This window comes from Sinorhizobium alkalisoli (genome assembly GCF_008932245.1).
Classification (GTDB): Bacteria; Pseudomonadota; Alphaproteobacteria; order Rhizobiales; family Rhizobiaceae; genus Sinorhizobium; species Sinorhizobium alkalisoli.
Map to the genome: position 1 here is coordinate 391,835 of NZ_CP034910.1, position 18,456 is coordinate 410,290.

16 protein-coding genes and 1 pseudogene are annotated in these 18,456 nt (G+C 61.7%); 6 read left to right on the forward strand and 11 right to left on the reverse strand.

Annotation, left to right across the window (positions count from 1 at the left end; translation table 11 throughout):
• Positions 1–236 precede the first annotated feature (236 nt).
• Positions 237–631, forward strand: a pseudogene (locus EKH55_RS19440) (hypothetical protein).
• Here EKH55_RS19440 and EKH55_RS19445 read toward each other — a convergent pair.
• Together EKH55_RS19445 and EKH55_RS19450 are read right to left on the reverse strand one after the other, a co-directional pair.
• Positions 621–1,274 (reverse strand): response regulator, encoded by a 654-nt coding sequence (locus EKH55_RS19445; protein ID WP_151612568.1) that lies wholly within the window; start codon positions 1,272–1,274, stop codon positions 621–623. The pseudogene EKH55_RS19440 and the gene EKH55_RS19445 overlap by 11 nt on opposite strands.
• Positions 1,271–2,671: a sensor histidine kinase gene (locus EKH55_RS19450; protein ID WP_151612570.1), complete on the reverse strand. Its 1,401-nt coding sequence runs from the start codon at positions 2,669–2,671 to the stop codon at positions 1,271–1,273. Before EKH55_RS19450 ends, EKH55_RS19445 begins: the two co-directional genes overlap by 4 nt.
• A 275-nt stretch (positions 2,672–2,946) precedes the next feature.
• Here EKH55_RS19450 and EKH55_RS29465 point away from each other — a divergent pair, with 275 nt between their 5' ends.
• The 3 genes from EKH55_RS29465 (at position 2,947) to EKH55_RS19470 (ending at position 5,130) form a co-directional block, all read left to right on the forward strand.
• A complete protein-coding gene (locus EKH55_RS29465; protein ID WP_192803841.1) occupies positions 2,947–3,636 on the forward strand; it encodes a hypothetical protein in 690 nt (229 codons plus the stop codon).
• A 57-nt stretch (positions 3,637–3,693) separates the two neighbouring features.
• The gene (locus EKH55_RS19465; RefSeq protein WP_151612574.1) at positions 3,694–4,551 is read left to right on the forward strand and encodes an EAL domain-containing protein; all 858 of its coding nucleotides are present in this window, start codon (positions 3,694–3,696) and stop codon (positions 4,549–4,551) included.
• A gap of 231 nt (positions 4,552–4,782) precedes the next feature.
• Entirely contained in the window at positions 4,783–5,130 is a 348-nt protein-coding gene (locus tag EKH55_RS19470; RefSeq protein ID WP_151612576.1) for a hypothetical protein, read from the forward strand.
• A gap of 23 nt (positions 5,131–5,153) precedes the next feature.
• On the opposite strand, the gene EKH55_RS19475 is transcribed toward EKH55_RS19470, so the two are convergent.
• A complete protein-coding gene (locus EKH55_RS19475; RefSeq protein WP_151612578.1) occupies positions 5,154–5,834 on the reverse strand; it encodes a cupin domain-containing protein in 681 nt (226 codons plus the stop codon).
• Between the two features lie 460 nt (positions 5,835–6,294).
• A complete protein-coding gene (gene hmgA, locus EKH55_RS19490) occupies positions 6,295–7,659 on the reverse strand; it encodes a homogentisate 1,2-dioxygenase (protein WP_151612580.1) in 1,365 nt (454 codons plus the stop codon).
• Between the two features lie 89 nt (positions 7,660–7,748).
• Here hmgA and maiA point away from each other — a divergent pair, with 89 nt between their 5' ends.
• Entirely contained in the window at positions 7,749–8,387 is a 639-nt protein-coding gene (gene maiA, locus EKH55_RS19495; RefSeq protein ID WP_246231945.1) for a maleylacetoacetate isomerase, read from the forward strand.
• Positions 8,388–8,438: 51 nt separating this feature from the next.
• Complete coding sequence (locus EKH55_RS19500; RefSeq protein ID WP_151612581.1) at positions 8,439–8,882, forward strand: MarR family winged helix-turn-helix transcriptional regulator; 444 nt, start codon at positions 8,439–8,441, stop codon at positions 8,880–8,882.
• 124 nt (positions 8,883–9,006) lie between these two features.
• Here EKH55_RS19500 and EKH55_RS19505 read toward each other — a convergent pair whose 3' ends face one another.
• The 7 genes from EKH55_RS19505 to EKH55_RS19535 form a co-directional block, all read right to left on the reverse strand.
• Complete coding sequence (locus tag EKH55_RS19505) at positions 9,007–10,011, reverse strand: GlxA family transcriptional regulator (RefSeq protein ID WP_069460928.1); 1,005 nt, start codon at positions 10,009–10,011, stop codon at positions 9,007–9,009.
• Positions 10,008–10,568, reverse strand: coding sequence for an isochorismatase family protein (locus EKH55_RS19510; RefSeq protein ID WP_151612583.1), 561 nt, complete (start codon positions 10,566–10,568; stop codon positions 10,008–10,010). Before EKH55_RS19510 ends, EKH55_RS19505 begins: the two co-directional genes overlap by 4 nt.
• 287 nt (positions 10,569–10,855) lie before the next feature.
• On the reverse strand, positions 10,856–11,890 hold the full coding sequence (locus EKH55_RS19515) for a GlxA family transcriptional regulator (protein WP_151612585.1): 1,035 nt from the start codon (positions 11,888–11,890) through the stop codon (positions 10,856–10,858).
• 208 nt (positions 11,891–12,098) lie between these two features.
• Positions 12,099–13,598 (reverse strand): NCS1 family transporter, encoded by a 1,500-nt coding sequence (locus tag EKH55_RS19520; RefSeq protein WP_069456462.1) that lies wholly within the window; start codon positions 13,596–13,598, stop codon positions 12,099–12,101.
• Positions 13,599–13,669: 71 nt separating this feature from the next.
• Entirely contained in the window at positions 13,670–15,472 is a 1,803-nt protein-coding gene (locus EKH55_RS19525; protein ID WP_151612586.1) for a hydantoinase B/oxoprolinase family protein, read from the reverse strand.
• Positions 15,473–15,489: 17 nt separating this feature from the next.
• Positions 15,490–17,571, reverse strand: a complete 2,082-nt coding sequence (locus tag EKH55_RS19530) for a hydantoinase/oxoprolinase family protein (protein WP_151612588.1) — start codon at positions 17,569–17,571, stop codon at positions 15,490–15,492.
• Between the two features lie 57 nt (positions 17,572–17,628).
• Positions 17,629–18,351, reverse strand: a complete 723-nt coding sequence (locus EKH55_RS19535; protein WP_151612589.1) for an isochorismatase family protein — start codon at positions 18,349–18,351, stop codon at positions 17,629–17,631.
• Positions 18,352–18,456 lie beyond the last annotated feature (105 nt).

The window sequence follows — 18,456 nt, forward strand, 5'->3', positions numbered from 1 at the left end:
GAGAAAGGTCCTAAAGGTGCTGGCGACGGAAGGCGTGGCTTGACGATCTGTTGGGGCGTAAGCAAGGTGATCTCAAGATCACGCGTGCTTTGTGCGAATTTCGAATTTCGTGTCGATATTGCGCGGAACCCGATCCGGGTGACCTTGTTCACCGAAAAGCCGGGTTAAACTTTTTTGAGGCGGAAGGTGCGCCAATGATGGTCCTCAAGGAGACGAAGACGACGCGACGGAAGACCATGGCGGTCCTGTTCGTTGCGTTGGTCGGCTTCGTCGCACTTCCCTATAAGGCGACAATTTCCGGTTCGAGCCTTGAAGTCGCACCCCAGTCTGCCCTCGCCAAGAACGAGGGCAAGGGAAATGGCGGGGGGAACGGCAATTCCGGCGGCAACGGCCGGGGGGCGGTAGCGGCGGCGGCAGCAGCAAGGGCCGCGACAGTTCAACGAGCGGGTCGAGCGCGCGAGGCACGGGCACCGGAAACAAGGGTTCGACCTTGCGAGTACGCCACGCCAAGGGAATAAGCGAAGAGATCAGAAACGGGCGATACATCATGAAGGATGCCCGCGGGCGCATCATCGTCAACCGCAGCGCCACTGAAGACGATCAGAAACGGCTCCTGTCCCTCATTGACTGAGCGGGCGGTCGAGTGCGTCGCGCAGCACCATGGCTGCCTCCGTGCGGTTGGCGACGTCGAGCTTCGCCATGATCTGGGTCATATGGTGCTTGACGGTCTTTTCGTGCAGATTGAGCCGCCTTGCGACCTGCTTGTTGCTCATGCCGGAGGCGACGAGATTGAGAACCTCCTTCTCGCGGATGGTCAGATCCCGGATCAGGTCGGACTTGCGTGCAGGCTCTGGGGCCCGGCTGGACAGCAGCTTCGCCGAGAGCGTCGGCGCCACATAGCTCTCGCCCGAGGCGACGGTCCGGATGATATCCGCCAGTGCTCTCGAGCCAACACCCTTGAGGACATAGCCCCTGGCGCCGTTCTGCAGTGCGGCGGTGACGTCGTCGCCGGCTTCCGAAACCGTGAGCATGACGATCTTCTGCGAGGGGGCGACCTCCATGATCAGCGGGAGGGCTGCCAGCCCGCCACCGGGCATAGAGATGTCGAGAAGCATCACGTCGGGCTTGAGATTCTCGGCGATTCTCAGTGCGTCGTCGTGTGAGTCCCCCTCGGCGACGACTGCGAATCCATCGATCTCCGACAGGCTCCTCGTGACCCCTTCCCTGAACAGAGGGTGATCGTCGATTACAGCAACACGTATTTCAGCCGTCATATCTGCCCTATCTCCCTGATGTCGAGCCACATCCGGACAACGGTGCCCGACGCGGCCGCGTTCAGTTCAAACGTTCCTCCGAGACTCTCCACCCGTTCCCTGAGACCGGCAAGCCCGAGGCTCGTAGAGCTGATCTGGCTTGGATCGAAACCGGGCCCGCCATCCGCCACCTCGATCCGGATCCTTTCGCGTTCAATGGTCTGCGTGACGCGCTGGCCGATGCCTCCTGCGTGCCGATATGCATTGTTCAGCGCTTCCTGCACGAAGCGGTATATGCATATCTTCGCCGACGGGGAAAGGCGCGCAGGCGGGTCGGAGAGCGACAGATCCACAGCCGAACCGGTCCGCTGCCTGTGCGCCGCAACGCAGCGCTCGAGGATCTCGGGCAGATTGGCGGTTTCAATCTGCGGCAGCACCAGCCCGTTGCACAGCGTCCGGATCTCGTGCATCGCCTCTTCGAGACTGGCCTTGATCGCGGCGAGTTCGCGGTCGCGCTTTTCGTTCGAAGTCATAGGGTTCGTCAATAGGTCGCTGTCCAGCCGCAATGACGCATAGGCCAGGAGCTGCGCCGGGCCGTCATGCAGATCCGCTCCAATGCGCCTTAGCATTTTCTCGTTGAGCGCCGTTGCCCGTTGGGAGGCGTGCTGCACGCGCCCACGCAGGGTCTCGTTCTGCAACAGGAGCGCAGAGAGCTCGTCGATGCGCTGCTTGAGCGCGGCACGCTGCTTTTCGATGGTTCTGCTCCCCCGCATGACGATCGCCGAAAGCATGATGAAGAAGGCGAGCGTAAAGCCCGCAACCGCGAGCCAGGTGAGAAACCGCGCCCGACGCAGACTCAGTTGGAAGTCGTGGGCGATTTCGTGGAATTCGGAAACCGCCACGACCTCGCCCGACCAGGGCTGCAGGACCGGATTATAGATTTCAAGGAACGGATTGCCTGCCGGGCGGCCGGTCACATCCTGACTGCCGTCCTGCGACTGCAATTGAGCCACCATCTCGCCGGAAAAGGCCGTGCGCAATTGCGGACTGAGCTCGAACCGCTTTCCGGCTATCTCCGCTTGATTCGAGTAGAGGACGGTACCGTCGGCGCGCCAGAGGCGGAATTCCAGCAGCCGGTTTCCGAGTGCCCCCTGGCCCAAGGTTTCGTCGAGCGCCCGTGCGACGGCATCGTCCAGCACTTCCGTGGTCTGCATGTCAGGCAGGAGCGGAGCGATCACGCTGTCGACATAGAGCGCGGTCGTCGCTGCGGAGTTTCTCGTGACCGCCTCCTCTATGAGGCTGGTCACGAACGCCCCGACCACCAGCATCGCCGCAGCCGCAACTATGCCGCCGGCCAGCAGGAACTGCCTGCTCAGCGCTTGCGCATTCCATCGTGTGATCAAGTCCTTGGTGCGCACGAAAAGTTCTCGGGATCGCCCGCCCGATTCGCTGGCGGCACTGAGGTCGAATTGAAAGCATAAACTATCGCCCGCGAAAAAGCGGTCAATGGCATGCCATGGTTCGCGCCACGGATTGGACCTTTTTCCCGACGGCCGATGCGACCTAAGTCCTACCGACCAGGGCAATGGTCCGGGAGCGGTGGCGCCTTGCCGTCTTGCGAGCTACCGTCGCAGCCGATCGACTGTGCCTGTTCCCTCCGCAGAGAGGGGCAATTGATTCGAAGGAGGCCTGCATGAGTGTGTCCAAGACTATCGGGCGGAGCGTCGTCGTCCTGGCCATCGCGCTTGCTCCAGTGGCGAGCATTGCTTTGGGCACCGCCGAACTTGCTTTTGCCAAAGGCGGCAACGGCGGCGGCGGCAATGGCAACGGCGGAGGAAACGGCAAGGGCGGAGGAAATGGCAATGGAGGGAGCCACGGGAAAGGGCATTCCACCGGCGGCAAACAGGACAAGGCAGGCAAGAGCAATCGAGACGCTGGCGATCTCCTGAAGTCGCTTTTCACGCGGGGCACCAAGACCAAGAAGACGATCAAATCCGCGAAGGTCCCGAAAACGGGAAGCGTTGCAACGATCAAGCCGAAGAGCGTCAAGAGCGACACCGCCGGACTGAGTTCGCTGAAGAGGAATTATCACGCCTATCTCAACTCCAACGATCCGCGCATGGCGGCGATCTCTGCCTATGTGATTTCCTATGCCGAGTTCGAAGCCGAGTTCGGTCCCGACGCCGTTCCGACAGATCCGGCACTCAGCGACGAGGCGCTTCGGGAGGCGCTCGAGAGTTTCACCAAGGGAGGCGTTGTGACCGACGATGCGCTTCTTGAAGCCAAGGAGATCCTCGGCGTTGGACCCGCAGTCGGCAAGATCGACCAGATTCGCGAAACGCTTCCCGAACCTGCGGACACTGAGCTCGAAGCGTCGGAGTGAACCTGACCCATCGACAATTGGGCGCCGCCGGTGAAGCTGAACGAAAGAGGTCGACTGATGAACGTAGAGCAACTCGACCTCGCAGGCGGCGGCGCGTCGCAGGCGATGGGGCAAGAACGGATCGGGTTTTCCCTGCAGCAGATCAACGCGGTCGACGACCCGGCAAAGGTCCTCTATTCGGAGTGCCTGGGCAGGTTCACCGAGCCCGATGGCACGATCCGAACCAGTGAAGAGCTATTGGCAATGCCCGAAATTTCGGGCGTTGGCCCGGCCTTCGACCGGTATCTCCTCCAACTTGCATTGGGCTGGCTGGCCCGTCGTCCGTCATGTGCGCTGGGCTGCAACATCCAGGCTTCGGGTCTGGTCGACAAGCACAGCTCGGCGACTTTGTACGCATTGCTCTTCAAGCACCGGGCAGCGGCGCGGCGCATGGTTCTCGAAGTCACGGGAAGCGTTGCATTGAAGGCACATTCGGCAGCGATGCTCCAGAGCGCCCGCGCGCTGGGGTACCGGATTGCGATAGAGGCGTTCGGAACCGAACACGCGACCGCGGGCACGCTCTCGTCCTTCCCCGTCGACATTGTCAAAGTCGATGCATCTTTCGTACGGCATTGCCGGGGCGACGCCGCGCCCATGCTCCGCCACATTATTGCCCGGGCATCCCGCTCGGCATCGATCGTGGTAATCGAAGGTATCGAGACATACGAGCAGCTTGACGCAGCAAGGATCGCCGGGGCGACCCATGTGCAGGGTCTTCTCCTGTCGGAGCCTACCCTGCCGCCCGTATTTTCCGAGCCGTATCGCCCGCTGGTCCAACGCGGGAATCTACTCGCGCATCTGCCCGAAAATCGGAACCGATTGCCGCAAAGCTCGAGGCGCAGCTTCAAAGAGTCACAGCGACCTTTGCGCGTCTGAAAGACGCACGGCGGTATAAGAGATCACGGCTAGACCTACGGCTGTTACCGCGCCTTGCGTCGATCGCGACGACCTTTCCCACAACCGCAGCATGTAGGACCTTGGTCCGATCTTTGCATCCAAAGGTCCTAGTGTCGTTGCCAAACAGCTCGCCCGTTCCATATGGTGCGAATCAGCGCCGAGGGGGCAACGGCCAATGACGAACTGAGGTTCTATCTGGGAGTCCCCGAAATGGCTTTCTCGTTCACCGAACGAAAAAATCGCCCATCCGATTTCGCCTTTCGGCTGCTAGCCAGCCCGCTCGCATTCGCGGTCTACGTTGCAATCGCCATGGCGATCGCGTTTCTGGCAAGTGCCGGCACAGGTATTCCGGCCTACCTGCTCGTGCCTGTCGGCTTCCTGCTCGTAACCTTCCTCGACCCGCCGGCGAGACTCATGAAACTTCGAGAGGACCGGAACGGACAGGTTGTAAAAAGGCGGCTAAGACAGATCACCGCGGCCAACAACAATCGCCCGAGCGAATTTGCGCACACCCGGACAAAGGCACGCGAGTCCAGGTCCGATAGCCGTCTTCGCTGACCAGGTAGGGTCATAGCGCCGTTTCAGGCGGGCATCTGCAGCACGTCTGGATGCTGAAGGGGCGCATCCTTGATCCAGATCTGCGTTCCCTCGGAGCCAACACCCGCTTCAAGAGGTTCGCCAGCGGGCATCCGGCCCCAGCTCTGCGGGCCTAGTTGCTCGCTCCCAACCGTAAGGCTGCCGGTGAGCACGAGGAACTCGAGACCGCGCTGGTTTTCAACGATTACCGTCGAACCCGGCCGCCAGTCCTCGATTAAGACGCGCTCCTTCCCATCATCGAACAGCACGCGCGCGGCCTCGGCCCCCTCGCGCAACGGCGCTGCCTCGCCCTCGCCGGGCTGCCGAACGATTTGCGCGTCGTCACCCTCGCGATACTGCCAGAGACGCACAAAGATCGTGCAGCCGTCTTTTGATGCCGGCACATGTGAGGTGCCGGGCGGGTTGCGGAAATAGCACCCCGCCGGGTAGTCGCCATGCTCGTCCTGGAATGTTCCCTCGAGCACGAGAATTTCCTCGCCGCCGCTATGGACATGGCGTGGGAAGGCGCTTCCCGGCACGTAGCGCACGATGGAAGTCGCGCGGGCGACCTCCCCGCCGATGCGGTAAAGCATGCGGCGATCGACGCCCGCTGAAGGGCTTGGAACCCAGTCGAGTTTAGCCGCTTGGACGATCACTGGTCTTGCCAGGTCTTCATTGATGCGCATTGGTCTGGTCCCCCATCGTCAGCACGATCCGAACTTTGCGTCACCGGACCTCATCTTTTGAACAGCATCCTGGGCGCTCCAGCGGCATGGTCTCGATCGTCGGCCGCACGGCGGTCGGTACCCTGGAATCCAACGTCTTCTCGAACGCGGAGCCGGTCACCGAGCCTATCACGCCGCGTTCGGCTCCCACCAGATAACCCGCCGACACCGGCAGCGGATCCTTGCCGACGCCGAGCGCGATCAGGCGGGCGGGCCTTGAAGAATTCGCCTCGAGCTTTGGCCCGGCGCTTCAATCCGGAACTGGGCATGAGCTTGCGCTCATGGCGGCGGCTGCGCTCCGGCAAGGGCGATGACACCCTTGCGTTCCGGCGCGGTTGGCGCTTTCCACCCTGCTCAGCTAGGCTTCAGGGGCCTCGTCGATTTCCAGTCTCATTCCGGTATGGCGACCGGCGTCGGGCGATCAGGGCTTGATGCCCGGCGTGCCGTCGAACTTCTTCTCGAGGCAGTCCCAGCAATCGATGTAGTCGTCCTGCAGCGGAGCATTGTTGACCGCCCATTCCGTCAGGTGCTGCGGAAATCTGGTTTCGAACATAAAGCTCATGGTTTCGGCCTGGAACTGCGGCACCATCGGCTCGTTCGATCCATGCTCGAAAGCATTGCGATCCGGTCCATGCGGCAACATGCAATTGTGAAGGCTCATGCCCCCCGGCGCAAAACCCTGCGGCTTGGCGTCATAGACGCCATAGATATTGCCCATGAGCTCCGACATGATGTTCTTGTGATACCATGGCGGGCGGAAGGAGTGCTCGGCGACCATCCATCGATCGCGGAAGAGCACGAAATCGATGTTTGCCGTGCCCTCTTGCCCCGACGGCGCAGTCAGTACGGTGAAGATCGACGGATCGGGATGATCGAACAGGATCGCGCCAACAGGCGCATAGGTGCGCAGATCGTATTTGTATACGCAGTAATTGCCGTGCCATGCCACGATGTCGAGCGGCGAATGGCCGATCTTCGTCTCGTGGAATTGGCCACACCATTTGAGAATGACCCGCGAGGGAACCTCGCGATCCTCGAAGGCTGCGACCGGGCATTTGAAATCGCGTGGATTGGCAAGGCAATTTGCCCCGATCGGCCCTCGATTGGGCAGGTCGAACTTCTGGCCATAGTTTTCGCAGACGAAGCCGCGGCAGGGGCCTTCCAGCACCTCGACGCGGTAGACGAGGCCGCGCGGCAGGATGGCGATCTCCTTCGGCTCCAGATCGATGACGCCAAGCTCGGTTGAGAAGCGCAACCGGCCTTCCTGCGGTACGACCAGCAGTTCGCCGTCGGCGGAATAGAAATATTCGTCCGCCATGGATCGGGTCACGAGATAGACATGGGCCGCCATGCCGGCCTGGATATTCACATCGCCGGCGGTGGTGACGGTCTTCATGCCCGTAACCCAGGTCAGGTCTTCGTCGGCATGCGGGATCGGGTCCCAGCGGTACTGCCCGAGCGAGGTGACATCGGGAAGGATATGCGGCGCCGACTTCCAGTGTGGAATGTCGATCTTGTCGAACCGGGTTGTGTGCTTGACGCTCGGCCGTATGCGATAGCACCAGGTGCGCTCGTTCTGGCCGCGCGGGGCGGTGAAGGCTGTGCCGGACAGTTGCTCCGCATAGAGGCCGTAATTGCATTTCTGCGGTGAATTCTGGCCCTGCGGCAGCGCCCCGGGCAATGCTTCGGTCTCGAAGTCGTTGCCGAAACCGGGCATGTAGCCTTCATGCGGACCGGTGTTGCTGAGGGCCCGGATCATGCCGGGGGCAAGCGGATGGTGAGTCATCGTCTGCTCCGAAAGGCTCTGTCTCAGGAGCCCCGAGTAGATAGTTGCATTCGCAACTTTGTCAAGATAAAGTTTGACGGAGCGCAGGGATGGAATGGAAGATGAGCCACGCCGTGCTTTTTGATTATTGGCGGTCCTCCGCCTCCTATCGCGTCCGCATCGGGCTCAATCTGCTCGGATTGGCTTACGAAAGCCGGCCCATCGATCTCCTTTCCGGTGCGCAACGGAGTGAGGAAAACCTGGCGCGCAATCCCCAGGGTCTGGTGCCGACACTCGCGATCGACGAGGTCGAACTGACCCAGTCCCTGGCAATTCTCGAATATCTCAATGAAACGCGGTCCGCCGGCTGGTTGCCCGCCGATCCGGTCGGAAGGGCAAGGGTGCGAGCGCTGAGCTATGCCATCGCCATGGAAATTCATCCGGTATGCAATCTTCGCGTCGCGCGGCATGCGGTGTCGCTTGGCGGCACGACGATCGAGGACTGGATGAAGCATTTCATCAGCGATGGGCTGGCCGGTTTCGAAGGGATGCTTGGAGACGACCCCGACGATCTCTACTGCCATGGCGACAGCCTGACCCTGGCTGACATCTGCCTGGTGCCGCAGACCTATAACGCCCGTCGCTGGGGCGTGGAGATGGAGCGCTTCCCGAAAACGGACGCTCTTTCATCGCGACTTGAGGATATCCCCGCCTTCATTGCGGCGCATCCCGACCGAGTAGAATCGTGACTTGTTTGCCATCCTGTGGCAGGGTCGCGCCGCAGGACAATGGATGTCGGAATGGTAGAGCGGAACACGGATCCGGATTTCGATCTCGAGCGATTTCTTCCCTATATGCTGAACCAGGCGGCGGAGGCGACCTCGCGCTCCTTTCAGGCGGTCTACCGCAACCTTTACGGCATGACGCGGACCCAGTGGCGGGTGATGGCCAATCTCGGCAAATTTGGTGCGATGACGGCGAAGGACATATGTGTCATCTCGCATGTCGAGAAAACCAAGGTCAGCCGCGCAGTCTCGGCGCTCGAATCCGAGGGCTTCCTCCTGCGCACCCCAAGCGAGGACGACCGGCGCGCGGAGATCCTGAGCCTCACCGAGAAGGGGCAAACAGCCTTTAGAGACCTTGGCCATCGTGCGAACGAGTATGATGAAAAATTGAGAGCCGAACTTGGCGATCGGGTGTCTTCGGAACTCATCCGATCGCTGCAGTTCCTGATGAAGCTCTAGGCCGAAGAACAAGCTCTTTTAAGGTCTTGCCCGGGGCTTTGCCGCCTACAAGGCTTTGCCGCAGCATTTCGCGGGATGAAAGCGATTGCTGCCTGGCGCAATGGCCCCCGCACTCGACGGCGCATTACGCGTCCTCCAATCTCTCCCGGCGATAGCGACTGGGCGGCGCGGCATTGTGCGCGGCCCAGACGCGGCGCAGGTGCCGGGTCGAGGAGAAGCCGGCACGTTCGGCAACGCTCTCCATGTCGAGACGGCTCTGGGTCAGCAGGTCGCGGGCCAATGCGACGCGCATGGCGTTGACATAGGCCGTCACCGACAGGCCCGTATGTGCGCGAAAGAGCCGCGTCACGTGACGTTCGCTCAGCGCCCCGAGCCGCGCCAGATCGCCGAGGTTCCAGTCGCGCGCCGGATCGCCCATCACGGCGTCCTGGATGCGGTGGATTGCGGGATGGATGTGATTGCGGCCGGAAAGCCAAGGCGACAATTGCGGATCCGAGCCGCTGCGCCTCAGATAGATCACCATGCGCCGGGCAACGGCAAGCGCAACTTGCGCGGAGGTGAGCCGTCCCACTACATGCAGCATGAGGTCGATGCCGGTGGAAATGCCGGCGCTCGAAAAACGGTTGCCGTCCTCGACATAGAGCCGGTTCTCCAACACCGAGGCGGTCGGCGCAATCGCCCGCAGTTCCTCGATGCAATCCGAATGAGTCGTGCATTGCCGGTTGTCCAACAGCCCGGCTGCAGCGGCGAGCAACGCGCCGGAGCAGATCGTTACCAGCCGGGTATCCGCGGTCACGGCCCTGCGCAGCCAGTCGCGCAAGTGCTGCAACTGAGGACAAGCGCCAAGTTCGGCTCGGCCGACCGAGAGACTGCCGGAAATAACCAGCATCGACCCCGGCGGAAGCCTTTCCGGCAACGTCTCCAGACCGTCCAGCCTGAGCCCGATCGAGGTCGTCTGGCCTGGGGTCGCGGAAATGTAGCGGCAGTCGAAGCGGAGCGATTGCTGTTCGAGATTCGTGTAGCGCAGCACTTCGAGCGGCCCGGCGATATCGATCAGCAGCGCCTCCGGCGGCACCAGCGTGAATACCGGAATGATCTGCGCTTCGTTTGCCGGGCCGGTCCTGATCATGCGGCGAGCGCCTTTCTTTCCAGTGCTTCCTCGACGGTCACGATACGGGCGAAGCGACCGGCGAGCACCAGTTCCGTGCGATTGCGAATCGCTGCGGCATCGAAGGTCTCCCCCGAGGCATGGGTCATCGGGAAGGTCAGCGTCGCTTCCGAGACGAAATCGACATCCCAGCCGAGGTCCGAGGCATGCCGCGTGGTGGTCTCGCAGCACTGCTCGGTGCGGATGCCGGAGACAATCAGGCGGCGAATGCCGTTCTCGACCAGCCAGACGTCAAGACCGGAACCGACCAGCGCCGAATGGCGGTGCTTGTGGAACGTGACGTCGGGTTCGAGCCGCAATTCCTCGAGCGTGCGCACATGGCCGCTTTCGAGCCTGAAGGGCCCATCATCGTCGACATGGAAGATCCGCACGACGGGAATGCCTGCGGCACACGCCCCGTCGATCAGCGCTTGCTGGCGCTCAAGATAGAAAGGCACCTCCGCCGGATCCCAGTACGATCTCTGGCGGAAGGATTCCTGGGCGTCGATGACAAGCAGCGCCGTTTTCTGATCGGACATTTCTCATACTCCCGAGTTTTGAGGATAGCCGAAAATAGCCCTTCCTATACAGGGCAAAAGCACGCCGCTGGACGAATGGCGGACATATCCGGCCATTCTACCCGCGCCCCCGACAAGGCGACGCTTCAACTCGCGATGAACCATTATGTGACTTCGAATCAGGGAATTACAGTCACACTTGCTGCAGGAAGGCTCCTGAACTCCGGATAAAGCGGACCAGATGCAAGGCATCTGGTCACTCGAGTATTGCCGGCACGGAATGCGATAGAACGACCGGCACCAACGACTTACCGCGCATGAGCGGTCTCTCCGGGCGCTTCTCGATTGCGTGCTGCGGAATCTCGGATTTCTGCGGGCGTCGTGCCGTAGGTGCGCCGAAACTCCTTGGTAAAGTGGGACGTGTTCACAAAGCCGACATCGAGCGCAACCTCGATGATCGGCTTCTTGCTCGTCAGCAGAATCTGCCTCGCCCGGTCCAACCGGAGGCGACGGAACGCCAGCGCGGGCGACATCCGCGCCTTTTCGGTGAACAGCCGCTCCAGTTGGCGTCTCGAGAGCCCGACCGAGGCGGCAAGCCCATCAATGGTAATCCCGCCTTCAAGATGCTGCTCCATGGTGATCAGCGCGGCCGCGACACGGGAGTCGTTGAAATGCTCGCAAAGCGGCTGTCGCGTCTGGATGTCGAACTGGGAACGGGCCTTTTCGATCTGCAGCACTTCGAGCGCATTTCGCTCGGCATCCCGGCTGATATGTCGTCTCACGAGTGCGGCGGCGAGGTCGGCGGCACTGCTTCCCCCTGCACACGAGCCGCGCTTGCGCTCCAGGTTGAACAGCCGGTCCGGCCGCACGTCATGATCGGGAAAACGTTCGCGGAACTCATGAAAGTGAAGCCAGCTCACACAGGTCTCGTGTCCTTTCATCAGGCCGGCTTCGGCGAGAATGAAAGAACCGGTGCACAGACCGAGCAAGGGCACCCCTTTGGAAGCGGTGAGTTTGAGAAACCGAATGGTTTCATGGTCAACTGGCTGCTCGACGGTAAGCAGGCCTCCGACGACTGCAATATAATCGAATTGACGAGGATCGACGAAGTCCGAAGTGGGGGCAACCTGAACGCCGCAGCTCGAGGTGATCAGGTGCCTGGTGCTGCCGAGCACCTGCCAATCCGCGAGCACCCGGCCTGACCGATCAAGCTGGTCGCTCGCCAGGCGCAGGGTGTCGACGAACAGGGCGAAGGCCGACAGCGTGAAGGAACGCGCGAGGACGAAGCCGATCTTCAGACGGTGCGCTTGCGGGGCGGCTCTGGCCGCTTGAACGTGTCCCACTTTACTTTGCTCCTCTGATCCGGCGCCTCCAAGTCAACTCACAGCAGGCGAAAGAATGGCCATCGCGAACGCGTGACTGAACAGCTGTTCGATGGCGTAACCGGCGTGCCGGCGGTCGGTGCAGTCATTGGGCTGCGGAGAAACAACCCCCTGTAGCCAAAAATTCCCACGCCGCCTGAGTGCGGCGTGGGAAGCCGCTCGCAACGGGCTAGAGGTCCTCGCGGCCACCGCTCTTGAGCTCGGCGGTCGCCACGCGCTGGAATTGGCCCTCGCCGAGATGAACCCAGCTCATGCCGACCGAAGTTCCGAGAAAGCGATCTGAATAGCCGCTGGAAAGCTCTTGCTGCGGATTGGAAGGCAGCACAAACGCCTTCATCAGCACGTAGTAGAGCACCAGTCCCAGCGGGAAACCGATGATGAAGGCATAGTCGGAGTACCAGGCAGCCATGCCGCCCGCTCCGATCCAGGAGACGATACCTGCCCAGTTGACCCCGCCGGCGTAACGAAACTGGCCCTTCATGTTGTAAAGGTCGGGCACGTTCACACGGCGGCGACGGATCAGGTAGTAGTCTGCCGTCATGATGCCACCAATAGCCGACAAGAAAGCGCCGTAGTATCCGAGGAAGACGAAGAGATTATTCAGGATCTGCCACGGAAAGCATAGCGTACCGATGATGCCGGCAAGCACAACGCCAAGCTTGTAGTTGATGTAACGAGGCGACAGATTAACCAGCGTCAGCGCCGACGGTACCAAATTGGCTGCCGTGTTGGTCGACCACTGCGCAAGAACGACCAGCACCAGCAGCAGGATGAGCGAAAAGCCCTGGCTTTGCCCCTGGATCACCTCGATAGGGTTCCAACTGCCGGTGGCGATGAACGACACGCCGCCGATGCCGGCAATCATCGCCTGTGTCACCGGAAGGGCGATGAGTTGCGCGGCGAAGATGTTCTTGTTGCGCTCGAAGAAGGGCCTCGCACCCGACTCGGTCTTCACGAAGCGGGTCAGATTCGGGATATCGATCGCCATCGTCGACCAGAAGCCTAGATTGGCGATGAACAGCACCAGAAGCGACATGCGGCCTTCTGCGTGGAAGTTCCAGATATTCAGGCCTTTCGTCTGGGCGATGCCCTCGAGGGTGAAATACATCCAAACCGAGATGCCGATGATGCACGGAGCGGCGAGGGCCGCGAGGCGTTCGATCGATTTGATCCCGCAGGCCGTGTTGACCACCTGAACGATACCGAAGGCCACATACCAGGCGAACCAGTTGTCGAAGCCGAGGAAATGCGAGCCTATTCCGTTCAGGGCCAATGCGCCGAGGTAGGTCTGGATTCCGAACCACATTGCGGCGACCAGCCCACGCGAGATTGCCGGCAGGTGCGTACCACGTACGCCGAACGGCGCGCGCAGATAGACGGCGAAGGATAGGCCGTGCTCCGTGCCGATATCGGCGGTCAAGAGCATGAACAGGCCGATACCGACATTGGCGAGGAAGATCGTAAACACAACCATCCCAAGGGAAATTCCGCCGCCAATGCCGGTCGCTCCCAATGAGTAGGTGGCGATGATGACGGCAATGCCGACCCAGATCCAGGCGTAGCCGAGCATGCTGATGGGACGCTGGTTGAGTGCCGTCGGCAAAATCGATTCTTCAATGAGCGCATTCCGCTCTTGCGCGGACTGCGTGTATTGCGCAGTAATTGTCATGATGTCCTCCACCATAGATGGCATATCGGGGCGCGCGTTCCCCATGCGCCCCGAATTTCTGATTGCTCTTGCTATGAAGCCCTGGCGAGCGCTGCTCGCTGTCTGGCCGTGGCCTCGACGTCGACCGTCTCATTATCGAGATCAACGACGACGCCGTAGACCTGGCGGGCGTGCTCGGCCGAATAGAAGCCGTCGAGCACGTCCTCGAGCACCTTCTGGGCCGGTCGCTTCAACGGTGAGCCGTAGCCACCGCCATTCGGGCTGGAGTAGGCCATGGTGTCGTTGGCCTTGACCGCCAGCCCCGAAAACTTCGAGTGCATCTCCCGTGCATCCGAAGGCGCCGCCGCGTTGTAAATCAGGCATTTGCCGACTGCGCCGTCGGTGCCGCCAAAGATGCCCCAGGGTGCGTCCTTGTGGCGTTCCGATTCATGGGTGATGAAGCCATCGGTGAGCATACGCTGCGCCTTGACCACGCCAAGACCACCGCGGAACTCGCCGGCACCGGGCGGCACGTCATCGCGAAGCTCGTAGCGGTCGCAGATCATCGGGATATGCATGGCGAGATCCTCGAGCGGGTTGTTGCGTGTATTCGCCATGAGGTTGTCGATGCTGTCGGGACCGTCGGATCGCGGTCGGCCACCATAGGCGCCTTCGTTGACTTCGAGGAACACCCAGTAGTCACCGCTCGGGCGCACACCCGAATAGGCGGCGAACGAGATCGAAGCCGAGCTTCCGGCGATCACCGTGTCCGGCATCACCGGCGCGAGCGCGCGGATAATGAGATCGATCATCCGGTTGCACTGGGTGAATCGCGCCTCGGCCGAGGCTGGAGGCTTCGGGTTGAAGATCGAGCCCAGCGGCGCAATCACGTTGATCGGCCGGAAAGAGCCCTCGTTGGAGGGCACTCTGACCTCAGACGTGTAAGCATCGAGCAGCAGCTTGCGGAACGCCGCATAGGCGGCCACCTTGGTCGAGCCTTCGAAGGGCACGTTATAGGCGGTTGGCGTCTGGTCGGCCGAGCCGGTCAGGTCGACGTCGAGTTCGTCGTCCCTCACCCGGACCGTCACCTTGACCCTGAGCCGCTGGTCGCGGTTGCGCCCGTCGTCGTCGAGCCAGCCCTCGGCGACATATTCGCCGTTCGGGATCGCGGCGATGCGCTGCCGCATCATGCGTTCCGCATAATCCATCAGCTGGTTGGCCGCCTGGAAGACCGTGTCCTCGCCGAACTTCTCGATCAGCTCGATGAAGCGTCTGGCGCCGAGGCGGGCGGAGGCGACCTGGGCCTCGATGTCGCTGACCAGTTGCTGCGCCGCGCGGCTGTTGTTGCGGATGAAATTCCACATCGCATTGTTCGGCTGGCCCTTGCGGTAGAGCTTGGTGCCGGCAAACAGCATCCCCTCGGCAAAGACGTCGGGCACGTCAATGATCAGACCCGGTGTCGCGGCGCCGATGTCGACATGGTGCGCCGTGTTGCCGGCGAAGCCGACGAGCCTCCCCCGATAGAAAACCGGGACGACGATGGCCAGGTCGGGCGTGTGGCTCGAACCATGATAGGGGTGGTTGTGGACGACCACATCGCCCTCGAACCATACGCCGTCCTCGAGCGTCGCCTGTATGCCACGCAGATATCCCGGGATGGAGCCAATATGCATCGGCGTGGATTCCGACTCGCAGAGCGTGTTGAAGTCGACGTCGAACAGGCCCGCGCCGAGGTCCTCCGACTCCCGGATGATCGAAGAGAACGACATGCGGTAGAGCACATGCGCCATCTCTTCGGCAATGGTTTCAAACGAGCCGCGGATTACCTGCAGCGTGATCGGGTCGATTTCGGCGGGAACTGCCTTCGCCGCCACGGCGCTTGCCATGCTGTTCATCTGAATTACCTCCCTGATCAGGCAACGCCGGCGCGGTGGACGCGCATGTTGCCGTAGTCGAGCACCTGGGCGACGTAGCCAGGGGGCACGAGCGTGGTTGAATCATGCTGGACAATGATCGCTGGTCCGGGAACCAGGTCGCCGGCAAGAAGCTTCGCCTTGTCATAGCGCGGCGTCTCCAGCGTGCTGCCATCATCGAATGTGGTCGACCGCACGAACTTGAGAGCCCGATCGATATCCAAGCCGTCTGTCGGCCTGAGCTTCGGCACATGCAACCGGTCGACCGAAGCCTTGCCGATGACACGCAGGGTGATCAGTTCCACCTCCGCGTCGCGGTAGCTGTAGCCGTAGTCGAGCTGGTGCTGGTCGTGGAAGCTGGTGACTACCGCAGCCTTGTTGGCTTGGGTCATCGGGCCGTCCGGCATGGTGGCGCGCAGTTCGAAGCCCTGGCCGTGGTAGCGGCACTCGGCGACGACTTCGACATGCTGGCGCTCGCGCGGAATGCCATCGTCGTCGAGCTCGGCCATGACCCGCTCGCGCAGGCGGCTGGCGGCATGATTGATGCGGGCGAGTTGGCTGTCGGTCGCCGCATTGAGTTCAACGATGACCGCTTCGGTGTGCTCATATTGCAGGTCGGTCTTAAGCAGGCCGACGGCCGCGGTGATGCCGGGCGCCACGGGCACGATGACATCCTTGGCGTAGACAGCCTCGGCAAGGGCCACGCCATGCAGCGGGCCGCCCCCCCCGAAGGGCAGGATAGAGAACTCTCGGGGATCGATGCCGCGGGCCACCGAATTGGATCGGATGGCGAGCGCCATGTTCGAGTTGATGATCTTGAGAATGCCGAGTGCTGCGTCCTTGACCGACATGCCGAGCGGCTTGGCAATCTTCTCCTCGATAGCCTTGTGCGAGAGCGCAGGATCAAGCTTGAGATCACCGCCAAGCACGAGGTCAGGGTCGAGGCGGCCGAGCACGATCTGCGCGTCGGTCACCGTTGGCTCGGTGCCGCCGCGGCCGTAGCAGGCAGGTCCCGGCTCAGAGCCCGCCGAGCGCGGCCCGACATTGAAGGCACCCGCCTCGTCGATATAGGCAACCGAACCGCCGCCGGCACCGATCGTCACCAGATCGATCATCGGGGTCAGCACGGGATGTCCCGACACGTAGGTATCGCGCGGGTTCATGATCTTCAAACGACCGTCGGGAATGGTGCTGATGTCGGCCGAAGTACCGCCTATGTCGACAGTAATGATGTTCCTCTCACCAGCCATTTCGCCCTCGGAAGCGCCGCCGATAACGCCGCCCGCCGGGCCCGACATCAGAATCCTGATCGGGCGCGCCGCGCAGGATTCGACCGTTGAGACGCCGCCGTTCGACTGCATGATGCGCAGCTTGGCCGATACGCCCGCCTCGCGCAGCTTGGATTCCAGGTCGCGCAGGTAAAAGGCGGTCTTGGGCCCGACATAGCTGTTCATCGCCGCCGTCGAGAAGCGCTCGTATTCGCGCATCACATTGGCAACCTCGCTCGACAGCGTCACGTAGGCGTCGGGCATCTCCTCGAGAATGATCTCCTTGGCCCGGCGCTCATGTGCGTCGTTAAGGAAGGAGAACATAAAGCCGACAACGATCGAACGGATGCCGCGCCTCTTGAAGAGGCGGGCGGCCGCACGCACTTCGCCCTCGTCGAGCGCGGTTTCGACCTCGCCGTTTGGCGGGACAATACGCTCACTAACCGCGATGCGGTTGCGCCGCTTCACCAGCGGTTGACTCTGCCACGGCACCGTGAAGTGCAGCGAAAAATTATACGGGCGCTTGTGACGCCCGATATGCAAGATGTCGCGGAAACCGCGCGTCGTCAGCATGCCGGTTTCGGCGCCATTATGCTCGATAGTAATGTTCGTTGCGGTGGTCGTGCCATGCACGATGAGATCGACATCGGACGCGCCAATGCCGGCCAGCTCGCAAATGTGCTTCACGCCTTCGACCACGCCGATAGACTGATTCTTCAGCGTGGTTGGAACCTTGTGATAGAACACGCCTTTGGCGCATTCGAGCACCAGATCGGTATTCGTTCCTCCGACGTCTACGCCGATACGGGCCATGATTTTCCTCCCTGTATGTGAATGTGCGCGCCGCTGGCGGGCGCGCACGCTTCTAGGTCACTCGGCCGCCGCGAGGGTGGCTTTGACGGTGTTGAGGTACTGCACGCATTCATCGACGCTGTGGACATCGGCGAACTTTGCGTCGATGTCGTAGAGGTTCCAGGCGACGGCACCCGGTACGCGGTCGCCAATGCACTCACGTACGGCGATCGTACGGAAGCCGTCGGCAAGGCCGTCGCAGATGGTAGTGCGCACGCAGGCCGTCGCGGTCACGCCTGTCACAAGGATGGTGTCGACGCCGGCCGCACGCAGGATGCCGGCGAGGCCGGTTCCATGAAACGAACTCGCGCGCTTCTTCAGAAGCGTATATTCGCCTTCGACCGGAGCAATGCGCGAGTCGATCGCCCACAGCTCCTTGTCCTTGAGGTTGACCACGTCGATCGGGATCTTGCAGTGCCAGAGACCCATGTCGGTGAAACTGGCGTCGCGGTCGGTGATTTCATAGGCGGTGGTGACATGGATCACCGGGTGACCATTGTCGCGGCAGGCCTTGAGCAGCCGCTGCATGCCCGGGATGATCTCCTTGTCCATCGCCTCCTGGTCGCAGGTGAACGGGTTGCCGGGCCGGGTCCACGCATTGGCGAGATCGACGCTGACCAGCGCGGGACGGCTGCCGAAGCCGACCCGCCGCTGGAAGCCGCGCTCCTGATAGATCTTGGTGGAAGCGTCGAACGCCTGCTTCAGCATGCGGTCAAGTTCTTTGTTGTCGACATTGCTCATGAGGTTTCCTCTCGACTACGCGGCGCTGGCCGCCTGATCCGGTTTCGATGACCGTTTGCCGTTTTCGGTTCCGGTTATCTACGAGCGAGAATGCCGTTCAGCCGA